Here is a 22,108-nt window from a genome sequence, read left to right as displayed (position 1 = left end):
TTTTACATACAAGAAAGGAGTAGGGTTCCCTACTCCTTTCCGTCGTAGTATCCAACATTGTTCGATACCAATATATCATATTTTCCCGGTTTTTCGCAACTTACACCCCAAAATCAAAGAACGAGAGTTGGTTCTCATCAGGGAGGCCTTCAAGACATTTCATCGTATCGAGCGTCTCGACGATCGTCTTCGACAGCTTGGCACGTTTGCGCAAGTCCTCTTTCGATAAAAACTGTCCTTCGGCACGTGCCTCGACGATCGCTTTCGCTGCGTTCGTCCCGAGGCCATCGACCGCATTGAATGGTGGGATGAGCGTGTTGCCTTCAATTAAGAACTCGGTCGCGCTCGAACGATACAAATCGATGTTTTGGAACTTCATGCCGCGCTCTAACATCTCGAGTGCGAGTTCGAGCACGGTGTGAAGCCCTTTGTCTTTCGCCGTGGCTTCGAACCCTTTTTCACGGATATCCGACATCGCCTTGCGCACGGCCTGTGATCCTTTGATCATCGCCGACAAGTCGAAGTCGCCGGCCCGGACCGTGAAGTACGTCGCATAATACAGAATCGGATGATGCACTTTGAAGTAGGCAATCCGGACGGCCATGAGCACGTACGCCGTGGCGTGCGCTTTCGGGAACATGTACTTGATTTTCTTACATGACGAGATGTACCATTCCGGGACGTCGTTGGCCCGCATCTCCGTCTCCATGTCTTCGGATAGACCTTTCCCTTTTCGGACCGACTCCATGATTTTAAAGGCGAATGACGGTTCGAGGCCTGCATAAATCAAGTAGACCATGATGTCGTCACGACAACCGATCACGTCTTTCAGTTCGCACGTCCCATTATAGATGAGCTCGTTGGCGTTCCCGATCCAAACGTCGGTCCCGTGAGACAGTCCCGAGATTTGGACGAGCTCAGAGAATGTCGACGGTTTCGTCTCCTCGAGCATTTGGCGGACGAACTTCGTCCCGAACTCTGGAATGCCGAGCGTTCCCGTCTTCGATTCGATTTGCTCCGGTGTGACCCCGAGCACGTCCGGAGACGAGAAAATTTTCATAACGGTCGGATCATCCGTCGGAATCGTCTTCGGATCAATGCCTGATAAATCTTGCAGCATACGAATCGCGGTCGGGTCATCGTGACCGAGAATATCGAGTTTGAGCAAGTTATCGTGAATCGAGTGGAAGTCAAAGTGGGTCGTTTTCCATTCGGACGACTTATCATCGGCCGGATATTGGATTGGCGAAATTTCGGCGATGTCCATATAATCCGGGACGACGATGATTCCCCCCGGGTGTTGCCCGGACGTCCGTTTGACGCCGGTGACACCCGAGACGAGCCGATCGACTTCGGCGTTCCGATAAATCTTATCGTTTTCGGTCGCATATCCTTTTACATATCCATATGCCGTCTTGTCAGCAATTGTCCCAATCGTCCCCGCACGGTACACATAATCTTCTCCGAACAATACTTTCGTATAGGCGTGGGCGTGCGGTTGATATTCACCTGAGAAGTTCAAGTCGATATCCGGCACTTTGTCCCCTTTGAAACCGAGGAACGTCTCGAACGGGATATCGTGACCGTCTTTCGTATACCACGTCCCGCACTCTGGGCACTGTTTATCAGGCAGGTCATACCCGGACCCGACCGAACCGTCATTGAAGAAATGCGAGTGTTGGCACTTCGGACAGACGTAATGCGGCGGGAGCGGATTGACCTCGGTGATCTCTGTCATCGTCGCGACGAAACTCGAGCCGACCGAACCACGTGACCCGACGAGATAGCCGTCGTCAAGCGATTTTTTGACGAGTTTATGCGAAATCAAATAGATGACGGCAAAGCCGTGACCGATAATCGACTTCAATTCTTTCTCGAGCCGGGCCTCGACGATTTCCGGCAGTTGTTCCCCGTAAATCGAGCGGGCCATGTCGTAACTCATATTCCGGACTTCATCGTCGGCGCCTTCAATCTTCGGCGTGTACAAGTCGTCCGGAATGATTTGGATCGACTCGATTTGATCGGCGATTGCATTCGGGTTCGTGATGACGATTTCGCGAGCGAGGTCGTCACCGAGGAACTTGAACTCTTCCATCATCTCTTTCGTCGTCCGGAAATGGGCGTGCGGGAGTTCTTTCCGCGTATTGATGAAGTTGGCGCCACCTTGCGTCCGAATCAAGATCTCTCGGTACGAGCGGTCTGTCCGGTCAAGGTAGTGGACGTTTCCGGTCGCACATACTGGAAGACCTGCTTGACCGGCGACCCGAATGATCCGCTTGATGATTTCGCGCAACTCGAGCTCGTTGGCGACGATTTCTTTATCGATGAGATGCATATAGAGCGCCGGCGGGTGAATCTCGATGAAGTCATAGAACGCCATCATCTTCTCAAGCTCGTCGTCGGACTTGTTTAGGGCAGCGTCAAAAATTTCACCGTTGTCACACGCCGAACCGATGAGGAGTCCTTCACGACGCTTCACGATTTCCGAGCGCGGCATTCGGGCCATCCGGAACAAATAATCGATGTGGGACAACGAGATCAACTCGTACAAGTGTCGAAGTCCCGGTTTTTTCGTTTTCGCATAAATCGTCGCATGGAACGGACGGATTTTCGAGACGTCGCTCCCGACTTTCGCGTTCAGTGAGCGATGCGTCTGCATCTCAAACATCTGTTTGGCGAGTTCGAGCAGTTTCATGAGCAAGTACGCCGTCGCCTCGGCATCATAGATGGCCCGGTGATGCTGGGTCAACTCGATATCGAATCGTTTGGCGAGCGTGTTGAGACGGTGGTTCTTGAGCGTCGGCAAAATCGTCCGGGCGAGCTCGAGCGTGTCGATGACGGGATAGTCATCCGGCTCGTGGCCCCCGCTCCGAAGCGTCGCTTCTAAAAACCCCATGTCGAATGATGCGTTATGCGCGACGAGGATGCTGTCTCCACACCAGTCGACGAACTGTTTGGCGATGACTTCCGGATCGGGCTGGCCATGGACCATGTCGTCCGTGATGCCCGTCAGCTCAATCGTCGTGGCCGAGAGCGGATGTTTCGGGTCCGCGAACGCCTCGAACCGGTCGATAATCTCCCCGTCTTTGATTTTGACCCCGGCGAGCTCGATGATTTTATTGTAGACCGCCGAAAGACCGGTCGTCTCGACGTCGAAGACGACATATGTCGCATCGTCGAGCGGAACATCGGTCGGGTGATACGCGACAGGCACGCCATCATTGACGACGTTCGCTTCGACGCCATACAACACTTTGATATCATTTTTCTTCCCGGCGTAATAGGCTTCCGGGAACGACTGGACGCCGGCGTGATCCGTGATGGCGATGGCGCGATGGCCCCATTTCGCCGCTCGGGCGACGAGCGCCGACACGTTCGTGACCGCGTCCATTTGACTCATCTGCGTATGGGCGTGCAGTTCGACGCGTTTCTCACCGGCCCATTCATCACGGGCCGGCTCGACTTTCACTTCTTGCAGTTGCGATGCCATCATGCACAGTTCGCGCATGAAGCTGTCATCCTCGACCCGGCCGGCCGCTTGAATCCACATGCCTTTTTTGACGGCGCTGAGCATCCGATCATCGTCGTCATCGCGTGCGAACACTTTGACGATGAGTGAATCAGTATAATCGGTCATCTTGAACGTGAACAGTTTCTTCCCGCTCTTCAGTTCTTTCCGTTCGGCCGAGAAGACGAGGCCACGGATGGCGACACGTCGTTCTTCTTCGATAATCGTCTTGATTGGGACGATCTCGTCCTTGATCAAGGCGCCCATCCGGACTTCCGTGACCGGTTCGTCATTCGTCTCGGTCGCCTTGGCGAACTGCGCTGCGAGTGCGAGTTTCGCTTGTTCCAAATCTTCTTGCACGACTTGTTCACGGAGCGCTTGGTTCGCTTCTTCATTCTCCGAGAACAGTGCTTGGCAAGGTTTCTTCATGAAGCCATAAGCGCTATAGAGCGCCTGGACTTCTTGGCACAGCTCTTTATCGACATAGTTCGCCTCAGGGGCCGAGCGCACCGGGATGAGCAATTTGTTCTGCTCAAAGCGCGGTGAGACCGATGCGAAATAACTGCGCATCGCACCCGACACTTGGCTGAGTTCACTGACGATACGCGGCCAATAGTCAATATAGTCCTGTTCACCGCCGCCCGACGTCGTCGTGAAACGCGCGTACACCTCGTCAGCGAACGTCGCGTACCGGCTCTCGATCCGGCTCATAAACAGTTGATACACCTCGTACGGCAACACGCGTTCTAGCTGGAAATAAAACGTCCACGTCCGGCGCTGTTTGTTGACGACAAGTCGTGTCAACTCCGCGCCATCGAATTGATCCGTTTCGGTCGTGATGCCGAGGTCGGTCAAGAGCAATTGCATTTTTTGATTAGCTTCCACGGGTGAGAAGTCCCCCCTTTTATCATTCGATGTCGAAAAATGAAGGTGACGGCAAGAAACCGTCACCTTCATCGATCATTTTGCCTCGTCCAGTTGCGCCGTGATCACACGTGGCAACTCATCTACCGTCGTCTCAAGGACTTCGCCAGTGGCACGTACTTTCACTTCGACGATCCCTTCGTTCGCTTTTTTCCCGACATTGATACGAATCGGGAGACCGATCAAGTCAGCATCGGCGAACTTGACGCCGGCCCGTTCTTTACGGTCATCATACAACACATCATACGTAGAAGACAGTTCAGCGTACAAGCGGTTCGCGAGTTCGAGCTGTGCCTCGTCTTTCGTGTTGATGGCAATTAGATGAACATCGAACGGTGCGACACTCTTCGGCCAGACGATGCCACGGTCGTCATGGTGCTGCTCGATGACAGCCGACAATGTGCGTGAGACGCCGATGCCGTAGCAACCCATGATGAGCGGCTCGGCCCGACCTTCTTCGTTCAAGAACGTTGCGCCCATCGCTTCTGAATAGCGCGTGCCGAGCTTGAACACTTGTCCGACTTCAATCCCGCGAGCGAAGCGGACCGGACCCGACTCGTCAGGTGCCATGTCGCCTTCGACGACGAAACGGAGGTCGTGATACGTCAAATGCGACAAGTCGCGTTCGGCGTTGACGTGCGTATAATGGGTGTTCGCCTCGTTGGCGCCACATACCGCGTCGACCAAATATTTGACGGCGTAATCGGCCACGACTTTGACCGGGGCTTGAATCGGTCCGAGTGTGCCCGGCTCACAGCCGAACAAGTCGATGATCGTCGCCTCGTCTTCCATTTGGATGTCAAGTCCACCGAGGGCGTTCTTCACTTTGACGTCGTTTGCCTCGTGATCGCCGCGCACGATGGCCATGACCGTCTCGCCATCGACGTTGAAGAGGACCGACTTGATCGTCGTCTTCGTGTCGACGTTCAAGAAGCGCGCCACATCTTCAATCGTCTTATTGTCTTTCGTGTCGACCTTATCGAGAGCGAGCACTTCGGCCGCTTGCATGTCATAGCGGTCGAGCGTTTCTGCCATCTCGATATTGGCGGCGTAGTTCGACGTATCCGTGTAGACGATCGTGTCTTCCCCGATATCGGCAAGCGCTTGGAATTCGTGCGTGTCTTTACCGCCGATGGCACCCGAGTCAGCTACGACCGGGCGATATTTTAAACCGATGCGGTCAAAGATGTTGGAATAGGCGTTATACATGTTCTTGTATTCGTCGTCCAAGTCATCTTGTGTGGCGTGGAACGAATACGAATCTTTCATCAAGAACTCACGACCCCGGAGCAGTCCGAAACGTGGACGACGCTCGTCGCGATATTTCGTTTGAATCTGATACAAGTTGACCGGTAACTTTTTGTAGGAGTTGAGTTCATCGCGCACGATTGACGTGATGAGTTCCTCGTGCGTCGCACCGAGGGCGAAGCGACGATCGTGACGATCGGTCAATCGCATCAACTCTGGACCATAAATACCCCAGCGACCCGTTTCTTCCCACAGTTCCGCCGGTTGAATCGCTGGCATGAGCAACTCTTGTGCTCCGGCCTGATTCATCTCTTCGCGGATAATCGTTTGAATCTTTTGTAACACGCGGTGGCCGAGTGGAAGATACGAATAAATCCCAGCGGCGTTTTGGCGCATGAAGCCCCCACGGACGAGAAGCTGATGGCTGACGGCTTCCGCATCGGCCGGCACTTCTCGAAGCGTAGGCATGAACAGTCTCGATTGTTTCATAGGTATCAACGTTTCCCTTCTATAAACCCGATTAGATCTTACTTTTATTATTTAAAGAATGATTGAATATCATTCCACGTGACGATCAACATGAGGAGCATGAGCAAGGCGAACCCGATAAAGTGGACGAATCCTTCCTTTTTCGGATCGATCGGCCGGCCGCGCACCGCCTCGAACAAGAGGAAGATGAGTCGTCCTCCATCGAGTGCCGGGAGCGGCAACAAGTTAAAGATGGCCAAGTTGACTGATAAAAGTGCCGTCCAGTTGAGGAGCATGATGAATCCGCTCGCTGCCACTTCGTCGGTCATGCGAACAATCCCGACCGGACCGGCTAACTGATCGACGCCGACCTGCCCCGTCACCAAGTCACCGACCGCGGAGAAGATGAGCGTCGACATCGTCCACGTCGTCTCGGCCCCGGTCGTGAAGGCTTTCGTCGGTGAGCGCTCAAGCGCATTCGTCACGCCTAAAATCCCGACGGTCTCGCCGTTTTGTTCGACCGCTTGCGGCGTGAGCGTCACCGTCTGTTCTGCATCGTCCCGAATGTACGTCACTTCGGTTGGCGTGTCGGCACGATCGGCCAATACGGTTCGAAGGTCGAGCCAATTATCGATTGGTTGTCCCTCGATCGAGACGACTTCGTCACCCGCCATGAGACCTGCTTGATCAGCGGCCGAATCCGGTTGGACCGTACCGATTTGACCATCGTCCGTCGGTGTCCCTTGGACGAGACCGACGATGACGAGCAAGATGAAGGCAAGGACGAAGTTCATCGCCGGGCCGGCTGCAATCGCAAGCACCCGTTTCCAGACAGACTGGGCTCCGAACGTGCGGTCGTAGGGCGCGATTTGAATCTCCATGCCTTGGTCGACGAGAAGCGTGTCCCGCTCTAGCGAATAGACACGAATCTCATCATCGACGAGCAGTTGTACTTTCAATTCGCGGACCGAGTCAAACTTGTCGACCGTCCCGACGACGTGCACGTCTTTGGCCTGGTCCGGCTGGAAGTAGACGCGATCGACCGTCCCGGCACTCGTCAGACGCAATCCGACGTGTTGCCCGGCCTTCACTTCGATCGGCTCAAAATCTTCCCCGGCCATTTTGACATAACCGCCGATTGGCAATAGTCGAATCGTATACAGCGTCTCATTTTTTCGGAACGAGAGGATTTTCGGTCCAAACCCGATTGCAAATTCATGACAGAGAATCCCTGCCCGTTTCGCCATGACGAGGTGTCCCCATTCATGAACCGAAATGAGTACCCCAAACATCAAAACGATGGCGATAAAAGTCGTCATTGTCTATTCCCCACCTTCACTTTCCTTGCTGAATTTGTTCTCGAACCGCTCGGTCGATTTGAAGAATCTCCTCAAGCGTCGGTTCTGCAATTACTGTATGTGTCTCCATCGCTTGCTCGACGATGCGTTCGATATCGAGGAACGTGATCTCCCCGTTCAAGAACAGCTCGACGGCTGCCTCGTTGGCCGCATTGAGCACGGTCGGCATCGAACCGCCGGCGCGCCCGGCCTCATAAGCGAGGCGTAACGCCGGATAACGTGTCAAATCGGCTTCCGCGAAGTGCAGCGTTCCGATTTCTCTCAAGTTTAACCGCTTGTTCCCTTCGATTTCAAGACGTTTCGGGGCCGATAACGCATAGAGGATCGGACCTCGCATATCGGGGTTGCCGAGTTGCGCCATGACAGCGGCATCTTTGAATTCGACCATCGAGTGGATGATCGACTCACGATGGAGCACCACTTCAATATCATTATAATCGATATCGAACAACCAGTGCGCTTCGATGACTTCGAGTCCTTTATTGAACATCGTCGCCGAATCGATCGTGATTTTCGCACCCATCGACCAGTTCGGATGCGCGAGTGCTTCCTCGACGGTCACGCTTTCTAATTCCTCGCGCGACTTGTCACGGAAACTTCCGCCTGATGCTGTCAAGATGACTTTTGAGACGTCCTCGCGGCGCTCGCCGTTCAAGCATTGATAGATGGCCGAATGTTCACTATCGACCGGAAGCAGGCTGACGCCGTACTTCTTGACGGCTGCCGTTACGAGATGTCCCGCTGTGACGAGTGTCTCTTTGTTTGCCAAGGCGATATCTTTCCCCGCCTCGATGGCAGCGAGTGTCGGTTCAAGACCGACGGCCCCGACGACGGCCGTGACGACGACGTCAGCTCGTTCTGCGGTCGCACATTCGATCAACCCTTCAAGTCCGATAAAAAAGAGTGGTTCGTATGTAAGGCGCGGCTTGAGCTGTTCGAGTACTTCAATGTCTTTAGCGGACACGTATTTCGGCCGCAGGCGATTGATCCATTCCTCGGCTACATCTACATTCGTTCCGAAGGCGTAAGCCTCAAGTTCAAACAAGTCGGGGTGCTGTTCGATGACGTCACATGTCTGTACGCCGATCGATCCAGTCGCCCCGATTAAGCTGATTCGCTTCATCTTGACACTCCTTTATAACAAATTAAATACCCAGATGACCGTGAATACCGCGATCATGCTGTCAAAACGGTCTAATATACCGCCATGCCCTGGTAACAGGTGGCCAGAATCTTTCACGTCATACTGACGTTTGTACGCTGATTGTACCAAATCACCGAGTTGCCCGACGACAGAAACGACGACCGCGAGTACTAATACTTCGAAAAGCGGCAGTACCGGTTCGACGAGCACGTAGATAAGACCGACGACGATAGAAGAGATAATCCCACCGACCGCCCCTTCAATCGTCTTGTTCGGGCTGATGGAAGGCCAAAGTTTTGTCTTGCCGATCGCTTTTCCTGTGAAGTAGGCACCCGAATCGGTCGCCCAAATCATGAAGAGAACGAGCAGCACTTTGACGAGCCCGTCTTCTGACAAACGGACGAGTGCAAAACTCGAGAAACCGATGACGAGATAGACGGCGGATACGAAATAAAAGCTCGCGTCCTCATACGTAAAGCGGTTTTTCGTGACGACCGTCCAAAACAGGAGGAGCATCAAACCGAGCACCATCCATTGATTCGTCGACATCGGCAATTCACTTATGACAAGCTGACGCTCGAGCAACATCAACACGAATGGGAACGCCACAAGGAGCGACGTCACGAGGAACGGGAACGCCGTCAGCTTATGGTTACGCATTAGTGTGAACTCACTCAGTCCGATCAAGGCGAGCACCCCCATCAAGATGACGAACGGACTGCCGCCAAGAGCGATGAATGTCACGAAAATGGCTCCGGCCCAAAGCCCGGTTATAATTCGAGTCTTCATATCACACCCCACCAAACCGGCGCGTCCGTGCATTATACGCTTCGATTGCTTCAACGAAATGGTGTCGTTTGAACTCAGGCCATAGCACATCCGTGAAATGAAGTTCGGCATATGCCCCTTGCCAAAGCAAAAAGTTCGAGAGGCGCTGTTCACCGCTTGTCCGGATAATCAAATCGACGTCTTGCATGCTTGTCATCAGACGCTGCCCGATCGTAGCATCGTCAATATCATCCGGTCGAATCTTCCCTGCGGCCACATCGCCAGCAATTTGTCGCATCGCTTGCACGAGTTCATCTCGCCCGCCATAGTTCAGCGCGAAAATGAGATTTAACCCCGTGTTCGTCGCCGTACGCGTTCGGGCCTCATCGACCGCTTCGCGCGTGCCGCGTGGCAGTTTTGACACATCGCCTGCGACGAGAACGCGAACGTTTTGTTCGTCCAATTCTTTCAAATCGGTCTCTAGAAATTGTTTTGGCAATTTCATCAAGAAATTGACTTCTTCTTCTGGACGTGTCCAGTTCTCCGTCGAGAACGCATAGAGCGTCAGCGAACGGATGCCAAGCTCTTGAGCGGTACGTACTGCTTCTCGAACCGATTTCATCCCTTCCCGGTGACCCATGATGCGAGGGAGTCCACGCTTTTTCGCCCAACGGCCGTTGCCGTCCATGATGATGGCGACGTGTTCAGGGATGCTCAGCTCCGCCTCGGTCTTCGTTTTAGGATTCACCCATTTAAACATACTCTATCCTCCTGATTGTATGAAAGAGGGACCCTCTCAGTAAAAGGGTCCCCACACAGCTTTTTGGTATACCACTTCCGTGATTACACTTCCATGATTTCTTTTTCTTTCGTCGCTGCAGACTCATCAATCTTTTTGATGTACGAATCTGTTAACGATTGAACGTCATCCGCATAACCACGAAGGTCGTCTTCAGTCAAGTCCCCATCTTTTTCAAGCTTCTTCAAGTTCTCGTTGGCGTCACGACGAACGTTTCGGACAGCGACTTTCGCTTCTTCCGCATATTTCTTCGTCACTTTCACGAGCTCTTTGCGACGCTCTTCTGTCAAAGCAGGGATCGCGAGACGAATGACGGTCCCATCCGACGATGGCGAAAGACCGAGATCGGCTTTTTGAATCGCTTTTTCAACATCAGACACCATCGACTTGTCCCATGGTTGAATCAAGAGAAGGCGTGCTTCCGGTGTATTGATGTTCGCTACTTGATTGAGCGGTGTCGGTACGCCGTAGTAATCAACTTGAACCGGGTCCAAGATCGACGCGCTCGCACGTCCCGTCCGAAGTGTCCCGAAGTCACGCTTCAGCGCGGCAACAGCTTTCTCCATTTTCTCTTCAGCAGTTTTCAATACGTCATTTACACTCATGAATTGATTCCTCCTACTACCGTCCCGATATGTTCCCCGAGTACGACACGTTTGATGTTTCCTTCTTCAAGCAATGAGAATACAATCAGTGGGATATGGTTGTCCATACATAGTGACGTGGCTGTCGAGTCCATCACTTGGAGACCGTCTTTTAAAACGTCCAAGTACGTGAGCGTGTCGTATTTGACTGCATCCGGAACAAGTTTCGGATCGGCCGAATAGACGCCGTCGACATTGTTTTTTCCCATCAAGATCACATCAGCTTCGATCTCCGCTGCGCGAAGTGCCGCTGTCGTGTCTGTCGAGAAGTACGGGTTCCCCGTCCCTGCCGCGAAGATAACGACACGTCCTTTTTCAAGGTGACGCATCGCCCGGCGACGAATGTACGGTTCAGCCACTTGGCGCATTTCAATTGAGGTTTGGACGCGAGTTTGGACACCGTTCGTTTCGAGGCTATCTTGTAGCGCGAGCGAATTCAATACTGTGGCGAGCATGCCCATGTAATCCGCATTCGCCCGGTCCATGCCGAGCTCGCTGCCGGTCTTCCCGCGCCAGATATTCCCGGCACCTACGACGACAGCAACTTCGACGCCCATGGCGACCAACTCTTTAATTTGCCCGGAAATTGAATTGACGATGGCCGGGTCAATCCCGTACCCTTGATCTCCAGCGAGCGCTTCCCCACTCAATTTTAACACAATTCGCTTATATTTCGGTTCCATACTTTGCCTCCTCTTGCTTGAAAAAAGGGAACACGCTCCCTTAACGAACTAACTCAAGGTTATACAGACGTGTTCCCAATTTTGATTGCATCACGGGTGATGCAGATTATTTTTTAAGTTGGTTCATTACTTCTTCAGCAAAGTTTTCTTCGCGTTTTTCCATACCTTCTCCAACTTCGAAACGTACGAATGAGTTGACACGGCCACCTTTAGACTCTACATATTTCCCAACTTTGAAGTCAGCATCTTTAACGAATGTTTGGTCGACGAGGCAGATTTCCTCGAAGTACTTGTTCATACGTCCCGCAATCATCTTCTCGACGATGTTGGCAGGCTTGCCTTCGTTGAGGGCTTGCTCAGTCAAGACTTTCTTCTCACGATCTGCTTCTTCAGCCGATACTTCGTCGCGTGTCGCGTAAAGTGGGCGTGCTGCTGCGACGTGCATCGCTACATCTTTCGCAACCGTCTCGTCAGTTGTACCGTCGATAATGACGATCGAACCGATGCGTCCACCCATGTGAAGGTACGTGCCGAAGACTGCATCGTCAGCTTTTTCGAGGACAGCGATACGACGGAGTGAGATTTTCTCTCCGATTGTCGAAGCTTCTTCTTGAATGTGCGTCTCGAGTGTTTTACCTGCTACGAACTCAGAAGCGAGTGCCGCTTCGACTGAAGTTGCGCCTGAAGTAAGAACTGCATTCGCAACGTCTGAAACGAGTGTTTGGAACTTCTCGTTTTTCGCAACGAAGTCTGTTTCTGAGTTAACTTCTACGAGTGTAGCTTTGTTGCCGTCAACCGCTACTGCCGTCAAACCTTCTGCTGCGATGCGATCGCCTTTAGCTGCTGCTTTCGCGATCCCTTTTTCACGAAGGAAGTCGATTGCTGCTTGCATATCACCATTTGTTTCAGTGAGTGCTTTTTTGCAATCGAGCATACCTGCGCCTGTTTTTTCACGAAGTTCTTTTACCATTGCTGCTGTAACTGCCATCGGAAATTCCTCCTTGTAAAACTTACGATTTTTTAAGAAAAAGCACTAAGGCTTTATATACGTGTCCTAAAAAAAGGTGATAAAAGGCTTTCCCTTTATCACCTGTTGTCTGACTGATTACTCAGCTTCTGTCGCTTCAGCTTCTGGAGCTACTGCTTCTTCAGCTACTTCTTCTTCGCCTTGCTTCGCTTCGATGATCGCGTCTGCCATCTTAGAAGTGAGCAATTTAACCGCACGAATCGCATCGTCGTTCGCTGGAATGACGTAGTCGATTTCGTCTGGGTCACAGTTTGTGTCGACAATCGCAACGATTGGGATGTTCAATTTGTGAGCTTCTGCAATCGCAATACGCTCTTTACGTGGGTCAACGATGAAGAGGGCATCAGGAACACCTGGCATGTCCTTGATTCCGCCGAGGAACTTCTCAAGACGTGTCATTTCTTTTTTCAAGATGATGACTTCTTTCTTAGGAAGTACTTCGAACGTACCGTCAGCTTCCATTTTCTCAAGCTGCTTCAAGCGGTTGATCCGCTTTTTGATTGTTGAGAAGTTAGTGAGAGTTCCACCCAACCAACGCTCATTGATGAAGTACATACCTGAACGGAGTGCTTCTTCTTTGATTGTGTCTTGAGCTTGTTTTTTCGTACCTACGAAGAGGACGTTTCCGCCTTCTGCCGCGAGTTCACGAACGAAGTTGTAAGCTTCGTCTACTTTTTTGACCGTTTTTTGAAGGTCGATGATGTAGATGCCGTTACGCTCCGTGAAGATGTATTTCGCCATTTTTGGGTTCCAACGGCGTGTCTGGTGACCGAAGTGTACACCAGCTTCGAGCAATTGTTTCATTGAAATTACTGCCATGATAAATTTCCTCCTTGTGGTTTAAAAAAGTCCTCCGCCTCGTTCATCGTTGTATTCCGACCTTTCGGCACCGAGGAATACCATCCCGAGACGTGTGTGATGTGTTTAACACCAAAAAATACTATAGCATATGTCCGTCAATCCGGCAACTCTCACTTTTTGCGAAGTTTGGCATATAAGGCGACTTCCCCTTCACCTTTTCCAAGGAGTCGGGCTGTCTCCCGGACCGAGTGGTGTAATAACACATCCTCGACGTGCGGGGCTGATTGCGTTTCATCGGCCGGGCGCTCTCGATCAAGCTCTGCATGGACCGCCTGCGCATCAGCCACCTCCTCTAAGGACGATGGTTGTTTCACGACATCGTTCATCGATTCCATGAACGACAACAGGAGGACCTCGGTCTCACGTTTCTCATGCTCGAGTTGCGTGACGCGAGCGGTCAACGCCTGGACTTGACGAAATAAAATCAGCAATCCGTAAGCCACGATACACGCGATTGCGATATATACAACGGTCATCTCCATCCCTCCTTCACGATGTCTTTTCTTCTAAATACGAACGTCCAAGAGCAAGTTTCAACGTTTTCAACGCCTTAGAATGGATTTGGGAGATACGTGACGTCGATAGTTCCAATACTTCGCCAATCTCGGTCAACGTCAACTCGTCAAAGTAGAACAACGAGACGACGAGACGTTCCTTTTCGGACAAGTGCTCGATTTCGGTCGTCAGCACATCGAGCAACTCACGCTGCAAGAGCGTATCTTCCGGTTTCTCGGAGTCAGGGTCAAAATAAGTGACGGACATGACCTTACCTTCTTCTTGAAGCGTCACTGCCTCATCGATTGACAACATGTTCGCGAAGTACCCTTCCGCCATCGCCTTCTCGATTTCCGACACCGGTAGTTCGCAGGCGCTCGCGAGTTCTTCTTTCGTTGGGGCCCGGTGCAACTTCTGTTCGAGCTGTTCGGCGATGTGGTCAATTTTCTTCACGCGTTCGCGCACCGATCGCGGCAACCAATCGATTTTCCGGAGCCCATCGATGATGGCGCCACGAATGCGAAACGCCGCGTACGTGTCAAACTTGTTGTTATGTTCTGGATCATATTTCATGAGGGCATCGTACAATCCCATGTAACCCAAACTTTTCAATTCGTCGCGTTCGACGCTCTTCGGGAGCGTCACGATCATTCGTTGCACGTGATAATGGATCAGGAACTCATAGTGCGCCAATAGTTCATTCGCTGTATCCATATCACGGTCAGTGTTCCAACGATCCCACAACTCGGTAAGTTGAGTCGTCATGTCGATCCCCCCTAAATTTCCTTAGTTCCTACGCTGACCGTTCGAATCGAGAGGACGCAAGTCGCTACATCAAATTCAATCGTCCGTCCGTTATGCCCGCCACAATCTTCTGCGATGAGCGGGATTCGGTGCGCTTTTAATGCGTTACGTACGGCTTCGGCATTCCGTTCACCGATTCGCATCGCCTCGTTCTCATACTTGAATTGAAACATTTGGGCGCCGCCGGCCATCTTCGCTTGCAATCGACCCGCCCCGGCCCGTTTCAACGAAGCGACGAGCGCATCGATGGCCGTATCCGCATATTTTCCTACTTCAATCGTTTGGTGTTTCCGGGCAATCGCCGAATCCGGCAACATGACATGGGCCATCGCCGCAACTTGGAGCCGGACGTCATACAAGATGACACCGACGCACGAACCGAGTCCTGCCGTTCGCAATTTGTTCGGTGCGGTCGTCTGCTTCCATTCCGCGATGCCGATTTTGATGACTTCAGCCATGGCCAATCAACCGCTGTTGTATCCGTTCGAGCGAGCCATGCGTCGGTAGGAACAACACATGCCCGGCACTTACTTTCTCATCGATACGGAACGTCGTATCGATGTAGAGTGCCGCATCTTCCTCAGGTTGGACCGACGTGACGACGAATTCGACGATCGAACCCGCCATATCGACCGCTGTCGCCGGGACTTGAATGGAGATCGGGGTATTTAGCCAATCACCGAGCGCTCGGGCGTAGGCGCCACTCATGATGTTTCCGATTTCTTCCCAAGCCGACTGGCCGAGCTCGTCCGTCGTTTGGAACGAGAACGTGCTTCCGATGAGGGAAGCGACCATTTTTTCGGCATCATCGACCGGAAACAAGATGAGAATCATGCCGCTGATGTCACCGCCGAGTTCTAACAGGACGGAGGCCACGTGACGTTCCGGTCCACCGACGCGTTCCGGCAAATACGTGATCGGTTCCATCTCGGCCGAGGAGACGGTGATCGTGACCGGCTTGCCCAAGAGCGTCGACAATGCCGTCGCGGCATGGCCAGAACCGATATTGCCGAGTTCTTTCAATAAATCCTGCTCGAACTCACTCAGCATGTTGCTCCTCGAACAACGCGTTGGCATCAAGGAGCGAGAACAATTTGTCCTCGCCTTTCGCGATCGCCGTCAAGTGAGCCGACAACATGTCCCGGCTCGACTCCGGAATCGGTTCGATGCGTACGTCTTCGCTTTCCACGACTTCGTTGGCCCGGTCGACGATAAAGCCGGCATCGCCTTGATGAAGCGAAGCGATCAAAATCCGTGTTTCATCGGTCGGTTCGACTGCCTCGTAACCGAGACGGAGCCGAAGGTCGATGACCGGCGTGACGACCCCGCGCAGATTGATGACACCTTTGACATGAGCCGGCGCGTTCGGGACGCGTGTGACCGGTTGTACTCGTTCAATCGAGCGGACCGACTGGACGTCGATCCCGTATGTGTTCGATCCCAATGAAAAGACTACCCATTTTTGTTCCATCCTTCTTCCTCCTTAGAACAGATCGTTGCTGTCGACAATCAAGGCGACGCGCCCGTCTCCGAGTATCGTCGCACCAGAGATGGCCGGGATGCCCTCGAGATAAGTTCCGAGCGGCTTCATGACAATTTCTTGTTGGCCAATCAATTCATTGACGACCACACCGACGAGTTTATTTCCTTTACGGACGACGACGACCGGGAATTGCGTCTTCGCTTCCGTTTCGATCGCGAACATTTCTTTTAAATAGACGAGCGGGACAAGCTGACCTCGGAAATCAAAGACACGTTCACGGTGAGCCGTTAAAATATCGGCCTCGTCGAGGAGCGTTGTCTCGAGAATCGATGACAACGGGACAGCGTACGTCTCTTCACCAACTTGAACGAGCATGGCGGAGATGATCGAGAGCGTGAGCGGCAGACTAACTTGGAATTTCGTCCCTTGTCCGACGACCGTCTCGAGCGTGACGACCCCGCCGAGTGATTCGATTTTATTTTTGACGACATCTAGACCGACGCCACGGCCCGAAAGGTCGGTGACGACGTCTGCCGTCGAGAACCCTGGTGCGAAGATGAGCATCGCTATTTCATTGTCCGTCATCCCCGTCGCTTCTTCAGACGTGATGACACCTCGTTCGAGCGCTTTTGAACGGACCTTGTCGACATTGATTCCTGCCCCGTCATCCTCGATTTCGATGAAGACACGGTTGCCGCCGTGGTAAGCGCGTAACGCGAGTCGACCTTGTTCAGGTTTCCCGGCGGCGACACGAACTTCCGGCAACTCGATGCCGTGGTCGATGGCATTTCGAATCAAGTGGACGAGCGGGTCGCCAATCTCATCGATGACTGTCCGATCGAGTTCGGTCTCGGCACCAGAAATGTCGAGTTGGACTTTTTTATGGATATCTTTCGCGACCGAACGCACCATGCGCGGAAAACGGTTGAACACTTGCTCGATTGGCATCATGCGGAGTGTCAAGACGAGTGACTGAAGTTCATTCGTGCCACGTTTGATTTTTTCAACCGTCTCGTTCAGTTCAGGCTGTCCGACTTCGTCGGCGAGCCGCTCAAGACGACCGCGATCGATAATGAATTCTTCGAACAAGTTCATCAGACGATCGATTCGTTCTAAGTTGACACGAATCGTCTTCGCTTGTGGGGCGGCCTGTTCTTTCGGTTCGTCCGTCTCCACCGCTTTCGGTTTCACTTCGGCCACGGCGACGCTTTCGGCACTGACGGCGACTTCCGGCGCACTGGCTGCCGCGCTCGTGTAAGATGTCACTTGGACGTGCTCGACTTCCGACACTTGGGTCACGGCATGTGTAATCGCGTCCGCTGACTCTTGCGTCACGAACAAAACGTCAAATGAGAGGTCGAACTGTTCTTGCTCGATCGCCTCGGTCTCAGGAACCGTCCGGACGACTTCGCCGAGTTCTTGGAGACGATCGAACACCATGTAGGCGCGCGCCGCTTTTAACACGACGGCATCCGATAGCTTCACATGAAGTTGGAACGCTTCGAAGCCGGTCTCTTTCGCTTGAGTGATGACCGAATCGGTGTAAAGATCGGCCGTGAAGATTGCCTCCTCGACCGCCTCGACAGCTTTCGAAGTGCTGCCGATGAATGACTGGAACGCCACTACCGTCTCCTTAACGTCGACGTTCGCCCCATTGCCACCGGTCTCAATATCGGCAATCATCGCTTCAATTTGCTCCATTGCCGAGAACATCGTATCGAGCAACAATTGATTGCTCTCTTTCTTTCCAGCCCGAACCAAATCGAGTGCGCTTTCCATCTCATGTGTCAAGTTGGCGACACTCTCATACCCCATTGTTGCTGACATCCCTTTGAGCGTGTGTGCCGAGCGGAAAATCTCTTGAATCGCTTCCTGACTGCCCGTCTGTTCTAGTTTCAACAGCTGGGTGTTCACCGATTGGATATGTTCTTGCGACTCGTCTAAAAACAATCCTAAGTATTCATTCACGTCCATCTATAATGCCTCCCTGTCGTTAGACTCGGTTCCACTGACGTTTCAAGTTCCCCATCAAGCGTTCCATAAAATGACGCGGTTTCGGCGGCGTCCCGGTCAATGTCGTTAAAATCCGTTCAAGCCGCCAACTGATGTCACTCTTTCGGTCAAGATGGTAAAACGGGACTTGGGCGATGACCGCTCGTCTGACCGTGGCGTCATCTGGTAAATACCCGAGGAATCGAATCGATTTCTTTAAAAACTGCTCACATGCAACTTCCATTCGCTCAAAACATTGTAGCGCTTCTTCACCCGATTGGGCTCGATTGACAATCACCCCGAGCGGCAAGTCCGGACTTTGACGATGGACGAGCTTCGTGTAAGCGTAACCGTCCATAAGCGAAGTCGGTTCTGGCGTTAGGATGAGAAACATCTCGTCACACCCCTCGATAAATCGAAGCGACGTGTCTGTTGCCCCGGCCCCCATGTCGAATAAGACATAATCGTATTCGGTCAGCACTTCGAGTTCACGCATAAAAAATTGCATATCTGCATGTGAGAATTGGACTAGTTCGTCGAGCCCACTTCCCCCATGTAATATATCGACACCATGCACGTCTTTCTGAACCGAGGCGGCGAGCGGAATTCGCGCTTTTACCGAATCCATCATCGTTCGTGACCGCGACGCGTTCAATAAAATGTGCACGTTCGCCATCCCGATGTCGAGGTCGACGATCAACACACGTTTCCCGAGCTCGACGAGACCGATGGCCGTATTGACGCAGACGTTCGTTTTACCGACCCCGCCTTTCCCGCTCGCAAAAGCGATCGTCGTCGGTGCGGTCTCTGTTTTCGCCCTTAGACGTCTTGCTTGGTCCATTGGGTCCACCCTTCTTTCTCAAGCAACCGATCCGTCAATCGGTCCGGTTCTCCGGCGACAAGGTCGTCCGGTACTTCTTGCCCGTCCGTCAGCCAAGCGACCGGCAGCCCGCTCGCGCGGACCATCCGGTACATCGCGTGAATGTCACTCGTCTCATCGGCTTTCGTAAAGATGAGCGACTGGAGCGGCAATGGTTCGAATTGGCGATAAATCATGTCCATATCCCGCATCTTCGACGTCAAGCTGAGGACGAGCGAGAGGCTCGTCTCCGAGAAATCATGATGCCGCTCGAACTGTTCAACGTACGCCTCGTCGCGAAAGTTGCGACCGGCCGTATCAATCAAGATGATGTCCTTCCGTGCAAACAGTTGTTTCGCCCGTTTGAAGTCATTGAAGTCGTAGGCGACCTCGACCGGGATGTCTAAAATCTCGGCGTACGTTTTCAATTGTTCGATTGCCGCGATCCGGTACGTGTCCGTCGTGATGAGACCGACCGAAAGGCCGTGCTCGAGTTTGTAGTGAGCGGCAAGTTTGGCGAGCGTCGTCGTCTTGCCAACCCCGGTCGGGCCAACGAGCATCATATACCGTTTCGGTTCAGGGACAGCCAAGAAGGAACTCCGGATTTGATCACGTACGTAGCGTTCGACGACTTCCACCGATTTTGTCGTGTAATACAGCTCGTTGATTGCTTCGTCCCATGTCTCGTCGTGGAACGACTCGGAGGCGAGCAATGATTCGACGTGTGCTAGCGCTGCGGGCAACCGTCTCGATGTCGGTGCGGTCGCCGCCTGACTTGATTCGGTTGTTTGTTGCGGTGGACGCGTTGGCGCCTTCACCGGCTTCGATGGTGCGACGGGTTTCGTCGCGGTACGCGCTTTGACAGCGAGCGGTGCTTTCTCGAGTGCAGCGATGACCTCGACGTGTTGCGATGCGAACAGGCCGAGCCAGCCTTTTTTCACTTGGCGGGAGTTCAAAATCACGGCGTCGTCGCCAAATTCTTGTTTGACTTTCTCCATCGCTTCCGCCATCGTCTTGCCGGTATATTTTTTGATTTGCATTTAAATCACCCCAATACTTTTCACTTCAATCGAGCTGAGCAACTCGTTGTAGGCGAGAACCGGCACATCCGGATAATATCGTTCGAGCAGTTGTCTCACGAACAGACGAATCGTCGGCGAGCATAAAATGACGGCCGATGCCCCGTAGCGTTCGAACATCGACAGCTGCTCACCCGAGCGTTCGATAATCTCGCGCGCTTGTTCCGGGTCGAGCGCCAAATAGTTGCCGAACTCGGTTTTTTGAACAGCGTCTTGAATGAGTTGTTCGGTCTGACCGCCGAGCGTGACGACGTAAAGCGATCCGTCGGGCGGGCTGACTTGGTCCGTCAATTGACGAGCCAAGCCTTGGCGGCAATATTCGCCGAGGATGTCGGCATCTTTCGTCACTTTGCCGTAGTCGGCCATCGTCTCGAACAAGAGCGGTAAATTGCGAATCGAGACGTGTTCTTTCAATAGATGACGTAGCACTTTTTGAATGTCCCCGATCGAGAGGACCGATGGTGTCACGTCTTCGACGAGCACCGGGTGCGTCTCTTTCAAGTGTTCGACAAGTTGTTTCGTCTCTTCACGGCCGAGCAGGTCTGCCGAATGTTTCTTAAGCGTCTCCGTCAAATGCGTCGCGACGACCGACGGCGGATCGACGACGGTATACCCGCTCATTTCGGCGCGGGTGCGCGTCTCTTCATCAATCCATAGCGCCGGGAGACCGAACGCCGGCTCCGTCGTTTCAATCCCGTATACTTCCGGATCTTCGATGCCGGGACTCATCGCCAAGTAATGATCGAGCAAGAGCTCTCCTTCGGCGACGACGTTCCCTTTCACTTTGATGCGGTATGCGTTCGGCGACAGTTGCAAATGATCACGAATCCGGACCGTCGGCAAGATGAACCCGAGTTCGAGTGCGAGCTGACGTCGGATCATGACGACCCGGTCAAGCAAATCGCCGCCTTGCGACTCATCGGCGAGCGGAATGAGCCCGTAACCGAACTCGAATTCGATGGCATCGATTTGTAAGAGCGACACGACGGTCTCGGTCGGTGCCATCGGTTCTTCTTCCGGTAGCGGAGTATCGATGACCCGTTTCATGTTGCGACGCATCGTGTACGCCCCGTAGAAAGCGACTCCGGCGATGATGACCGTCACCGGAAGCAGACTCGGTGAGATAAATCCGAGCATAATGACGATTGAGCCCGCGATATAGAGGAGCGTCGGGTTTTGACCGAGCTGGTCGACGACGTCCTCGCCGAGATTCCCGTCCGAGACGGCACGCGTGACGATAATCCCGGTTGCCGTCGAGATGAGGAGCGCGGGGATTTGACCGACGAGCCCGTCCCCGATCGTCATGAGCGAGAACGTCTGGAACGCCTCACCGACCGGAAGACCCATTTGGACGGTACCGATGATGATTCCGAAAATCAAGTTGATGGCGACGATGATAATCCCAGCGATGGCGTCCCCTTTGACGAACTTCGAGGCCCCATCCATCGACCCATAGAAGTCGGCTTCGCTTTGAATCTTTTTCCGGCGGATTTGCGCGTCTTTGTCATCAATCAATCCCGAGTTCAAATCGGCATCGATGGCCATCTGTTTCCCTGGCATCGCATCGAGGGTGAAACGTGCCGACACTTCGGATACGCGCTCGGCCCCTTTCGTGATGACGACAAACTGGATGATGACAAGGATGAGAAAGACGACGAATCCGACGAGTACGTTCCCGCCGACGACAAAGTCGCCAAATGTGGCGATGACTTCCCCACCGTACCCTTTCGATAAAATCGAACGCGTCGTCGACACGTTCAATCCGAGCCGGAATAACGTCACAATCAACAAGAGTGACGGAAAGACCGAGAAGTCGAGTGCTTCACGTGCATTCATCGCGACGAGTAAAATCAGCAACGCAATAAGTATGTTGACAATGATTAAGAAATCTAACATAAACCCCGGTAACGGGATGACGAGCATGACGACGATTAACAGAACGCCGATCAATACCGCAAAATCTT

General features: G+C 52.9%; 19 protein-coding genes. All 19 read right to left on the bottom strand.

Features of this window, described 5'->3' with window-relative positions; translation table 11 throughout:
* Positions 1-100: 100 nt before the first annotated feature.
* A complete protein-coding gene (locus tag DPV68_RS04305; protein WP_114165575.1) occupies positions 101-4,393 on the bottom strand; it encodes a PolC-type DNA polymerase III in 4,293 nt (1,430 codons plus the stop codon).
* Between the two features lie 75 nt (positions 4,394-4,468).
* The gene (locus DPV68_RS04300) at positions 4,469-6,169 is read right to left on the bottom strand and encodes a proline--tRNA ligase (RefSeq protein WP_114165574.1); all 1,701 of its coding nucleotides are present in this window, start codon (positions 6,167-6,169) and stop codon (positions 4,469-4,471) included.
* A 47-nt stretch (positions 6,170-6,216) separates the two neighbouring features.
* Positions 6,217-7,467 (bottom strand): RIP metalloprotease RseP, encoded by a 1,251-nt coding sequence (rseP, locus tag DPV68_RS04295; protein ID WP_114165573.1) that lies wholly within the window; start codon positions 7,465-7,467, stop codon positions 6,217-6,219.
* Positions 7,468-7,483: 16 nt separating this feature from the next.
* The gene (gene dxr, locus DPV68_RS04290; RefSeq protein WP_114165572.1) at positions 7,484-8,629 is read right to left on the bottom strand and encodes a 1-deoxy-D-xylulose-5-phosphate reductoisomerase; all 1,146 of its coding nucleotides are present in this window, start codon (positions 8,627-8,629) and stop codon (positions 7,484-7,486) included.
* Positions 8,630-8,641: 12 nt separating this feature from the next.
* Complete coding sequence (locus DPV68_RS04285) at positions 8,642-9,439, bottom strand: phosphatidate cytidylyltransferase (protein ID WP_114165571.1); 798 nt, start codon at positions 9,437-9,439, stop codon at positions 8,642-8,644.
* Between the two features lies 1 nt (position 9,440).
* Positions 9,441-10,178 (bottom strand): undecaprenyl pyrophosphate synthase, encoded by a 738-nt coding sequence (locus DPV68_RS04280; RefSeq protein ID WP_114165570.1) that lies wholly within the window; start codon positions 10,176-10,178, stop codon positions 9,441-9,443.
* A gap of 83 nt (positions 10,179-10,261) precedes the next feature.
* Entirely contained in the window at positions 10,262-10,822 is a 561-nt protein-coding gene (frr, locus tag DPV68_RS04275) for a ribosome recycling factor (protein ID WP_114165569.1), read from the bottom strand.
* Positions 10,819-11,544 carry a UMP kinase gene (pyrH, locus tag DPV68_RS04270; RefSeq protein ID WP_034777246.1) on the bottom strand — a complete coding sequence of 242 codons (726 nt, stop codon included), beginning with the start codon at positions 11,542-11,544 and terminating at the stop codon, positions 10,819-10,821. The genes frr and pyrH overlap by 4 nt, the downstream gene beginning before the upstream one ends.
* Positions 11,545-11,650: 106 nt before the next feature.
* Positions 11,651-12,532, bottom strand: a complete 882-nt coding sequence (tsf, locus tag DPV68_RS04265; RefSeq protein ID WP_114165568.1) for a translation elongation factor Ts — start codon at positions 12,530-12,532, stop codon at positions 11,651-11,653.
* A 117-nt stretch (positions 12,533-12,649) separates the two neighbouring features.
* A complete protein-coding gene (gene rpsB / locus DPV68_RS04260) occupies positions 12,650-13,390 on the bottom strand; it encodes a 30S ribosomal protein S2 (protein ID WP_021067146.1) in 741 nt (246 codons plus the stop codon).
* A 152-nt stretch (positions 13,391-13,542) separates the two neighbouring features.
* Positions 13,543-13,908, bottom strand: a complete 366-nt coding sequence (locus tag DPV68_RS04255; protein ID WP_114165567.1) for a hypothetical protein — start codon at positions 13,906-13,908, stop codon at positions 13,543-13,545.
* 13 nt (positions 13,909-13,921) lie between these two features.
* Entirely contained in the window at positions 13,922-14,692 is a 771-nt protein-coding gene (locus DPV68_RS04250; RefSeq protein WP_034777239.1) for a FliA/WhiG family RNA polymerase sigma factor, read from the bottom strand.
* Between the two features lie 11 nt (positions 14,693-14,703).
* A complete protein-coding gene (locus DPV68_RS04245; protein WP_114165566.1) occupies positions 14,704-15,189 on the bottom strand; it encodes a chemotaxis protein CheD in 486 nt (161 codons plus the stop codon).
* Positions 15,182-15,781: a chemotaxis protein CheC gene (locus DPV68_RS04240; protein ID WP_114165565.1), complete on the bottom strand. Its 600-nt coding sequence runs from the start codon at positions 15,779-15,781 to the stop codon at positions 15,182-15,184. Before DPV68_RS04240 ends, DPV68_RS04245 begins: the two co-directional genes overlap by 8 nt.
* The gene (locus tag DPV68_RS04235) at positions 15,771-16,202 is read right to left on the bottom strand and encodes a chemotaxis protein CheW (protein WP_114165564.1); all 432 of its coding nucleotides are present in this window, start codon (positions 16,200-16,202) and stop codon (positions 15,771-15,773) included. Before DPV68_RS04235 ends, DPV68_RS04240 begins: the two co-directional genes overlap by 11 nt.
* A 12-nt stretch (positions 16,203-16,214) precedes the next feature.
* Positions 16,215-18,188, bottom strand: coding sequence for a chemotaxis protein CheA (locus DPV68_RS04230; protein ID WP_114165563.1), 1,974 nt, complete (start codon positions 18,186-18,188; stop codon positions 16,215-16,217).
* Positions 18,189-18,207: 19 nt separating this feature from the next.
* Complete coding sequence (locus DPV68_RS04225) at positions 18,208-19,047, bottom strand: MinD/ParA family protein (protein ID WP_114165562.1); 840 nt, start codon at positions 19,045-19,047, stop codon at positions 18,208-18,210.
* Entirely contained in the window at positions 19,026-20,105 is a 1,080-nt protein-coding gene (locus DPV68_RS04220; protein WP_114165561.1) for a flagellar biosynthesis protein FlhF, read from the bottom strand. Before DPV68_RS04220 ends, DPV68_RS04225 begins: the two co-directional genes overlap by 22 nt.
* On the bottom strand, positions 20,106-22,067 hold the full coding sequence (flhA, locus tag DPV68_RS04215) for a flagellar biosynthesis protein FlhA (protein WP_232819501.1): 1,962 nt from the start codon (positions 22,065-22,067) through the stop codon (positions 20,106-20,108). It abuts the gene before it with no gap.
* Positions 22,068-22,108: the final 41 nt, after the last annotated feature.

The sequence above is a fragment of the Exiguobacterium sp. TNDT2 genome (genome assembly GCF_003331145.1).
Lineage (GTDB): Bacteria > Bacillota > Bacilli > Exiguobacteriales > Exiguobacteriaceae > Exiguobacterium.
The sequence above is the reverse complement of the archived record's forward strand: the minus strand, read 5'-3'. Positions and strand labels throughout refer to the sequence as shown.

Coding starts and splice junctions, on each gene's coding strand:
- DPV68_RS04300 (WP_114165574.1), bottom strand. CDS start 6,169: ATGAAACAATCGAGACTGTTCATGCCTACGCTTCGAGAAGTGCCGGCC.
- rseP (WP_114165573.1), bottom strand. CDS start 7,467: ATGACGACTTTTATCGCCATCGTTTTGATGTTTGGGGTACTCATTTCG.
- dxr (WP_114165572.1), bottom strand. CDS start 8,629: ATGAAGCGAATCAGCTTAATCGGGGCGACTGGATCGATCGGCGTACAG.
- DPV68_RS04285 (WP_114165571.1), bottom strand. CDS start 9,439: ATGAAGACTCGAATTATAACCGGGCTTTGGGCCGGAGCCATTTTCGTG.
- DPV68_RS04280 (WP_114165570.1), bottom strand. CDS start 10,178: ATGTTTAAATGGGTGAATCCTAAAACGAAGACCGAGGCGGAGCTGAGC.
- frr (WP_114165569.1), bottom strand. CDS start 10,822: ATGAGTGTAAATGACGTATTGAAAACTGCTGAAGAGAAAATGGAGAAA.
- pyrH (WP_034777246.1), bottom strand. CDS start 11,544: ATGGAACCGAAATATAAGCGAATTGTGTTAAAATTGAGTGGGGAAGCG.
- tsf (WP_114165568.1), bottom strand. CDS start 12,532: ATGGCAGTTACAGCAGCAATGGTAAAAGAACTTCGTGAAAAAACAGGC.
- rpsB (WP_021067146.1), bottom strand. CDS start 13,390: ATGGCAGTAATTTCAATGAAACAATTGCTCGAAGCTGGTGTACACTTC.
- DPV68_RS04255 (WP_114165567.1), bottom strand. CDS start 13,908: ATGACCGTTGTATATATCGCAATCGCGTGTATCGTGGCTTACGGATTG.
- DPV68_RS04250 (WP_034777239.1), bottom strand. CDS start 14,692: ATGACGACTCAACTTACCGAGTTGTGGGATCGTTGGAACACTGACCGT.
- DPV68_RS04245 (WP_114165566.1), bottom strand. CDS start 15,189: ATGGCTGAAGTCATCAAAATCGGCATCGCGGAATGGAAGCAGACGACC.
- DPV68_RS04240 (WP_114165565.1), bottom strand. CDS start 15,781: ATGCTGAGTGAGTTCGAGCAGGATTTATTGAAAGAACTCGGCAATATC.
- DPV68_RS04235 (WP_114165564.1), bottom strand. CDS start 16,202: ATGGAACAAAAATGGGTAGTCTTTTCATTGGGATCGAACACATACGGG.
- DPV68_RS04230 (WP_114165563.1), bottom strand. CDS start 18,188: ATGGACGTGAATGAATACTTAGGATTGTTTTTAGACGAGTCGCAAGAA.
- DPV68_RS04225 (WP_114165562.1), bottom strand. CDS start 19,047: ATGGACCAAGCAAGACGTCTAAGGGCGAAAACAGAGACCGCACCGACG.
- DPV68_RS04220 (WP_114165561.1), bottom strand. CDS start 20,105: ATGCAAATCAAAAAATATACCGGCAAGACGATGGCGGAAGCGATGGAG.
- flhA (WP_232819501.1), bottom strand. CDS start 22,067: ATGCTCGTCATCCCGTTACCGGGGTTTATGTTAGATTTCTTAATCATT.